Annotated in this window: 1 pseudogene; it reads left to right on the forward strand. The window is 32.7% G+C overall.

Annotated features, from left to right (window positions below):
- Nucleotides 1–24 precede the first annotated feature (24 nt).
- Nucleotides 25–571, forward strand: a pseudogene (locus BFU02S_RS15795) (flavodoxin family protein).
- The last annotated feature ends 831 nt before the right edge of the window (nucleotides 572–1402 follow it).

The following is a 1402-nucleotide window of genomic DNA, read 5'->3' on the forward strand; positions in this document are numbered from 1 at the left end:
GCGTTAAGGAAAGGGGATATAAAAATGACAATAGCCGTCATTTATGGAGGTACTCGTTCCAAATGGAAATACCGAGACATTGACAGAACATGTTCTACAAGGAATAGCTGCAGAAAAAATTTATTTAAATGATTATACGATCGAGCCGATTATAGACATGCGTCATTCAGAAGATGGATTTCAGGACAGAGGGGATGATTATAATTCTGTAATCGATCATATTCTTCCACATGACACTTTAATCTTTGCAACACCAATTTATTGGTACAGTATGTCAGGAATCATGAAAAACTTTATTGATCGCTGGTCTCAAACTTTAAGGGACCCGAAATATCCCGATTTCAAGACGAAAATGATGTCAAAAAAAGCATTTGTCATTGCTGTTGGAGGAGATGCCCCATATATGAAGGGGCTCCCTATGATTCAACAATTTAAGCATATTTTTGACTTTATGGGGATAAATTTTGCTGGATATATTCTTGGAGAAGGAAATAAACCCGGAGATATAATGAAAGATAAAGTTGCCCTTTTGGCTGCTGCCCAAATTCATAGTCAATTAAATAGTAACTAAAACATGGGATTGTGAATAAAATAAAAGGCGAATAGATATCAAGTTCTGTTCGCCTTATATACCAGATCGTATCCCAAATAGGCAAGCAATCACCGAAACCGTGATAAGATCTATAACGGACCTAATCACCTACAGAGTTCAATCGTTTTTTACAAAATTCCCTAGGAAATACGACCAAACAAATGTTTAATTACATTCCCTCTAATCCATTCAAAATTAAGAAATCTTGGTAAAAATCATTGCAATAATTGTCGAGCAGTGTTTTGGTGAAGCTTAATTGCTAACACTTGATAACAGCTCTCCCTAAAGCACAAAATCAATTTTTTTCCTATAAAACCCTCTTTATATCAGTTTAAAATCTACAATTTGCTATGTTGTTTGTAAAAAAGATATTACGAAATCCAAAATGTCTTCGTATCTTTTTAATTTTCATACGAGAAATTGTCCACTTTGTTTGAAAAATGGTGAAAAGAACTTTATGGGAGTAATAGGCTCTCGGTATACAATGGCTTCTCTGGAGAAACATGAGTGCTAAAAAAAACAAAGTTGCTTGAAAGGACACTAGTTATTGCACTAGTTAAGGATTGTATTTTACTTGATTTGATCTTAATAAAATGAATTCAGTTGAGAAAATCATATTGTCTACAAAAAAGTAAAATTTATTGTTGACTTTTTTTATTACTTTCTGTAATATAATAAATGTCGCTGATGACGCTGGTTAAAAAGTGTTCATACAGCGGAGTTAAGATGATATATTATTATTCTATCATCTAGATTGTTCTTTGAAAACTAAACAAACAAAAACGTCAACAATAATCATTCATTTCATTC

It is taken from the genome of Neobacillus fumarioli NBRC 102428 (genome assembly GCF_001591485.1).
In the GTDB taxonomy this organism is placed as follows: domain Bacteria; phylum Bacillota; class Bacilli; order Bacillales; family Cytobacillaceae; genus Neobacillus; species Neobacillus fumarioli.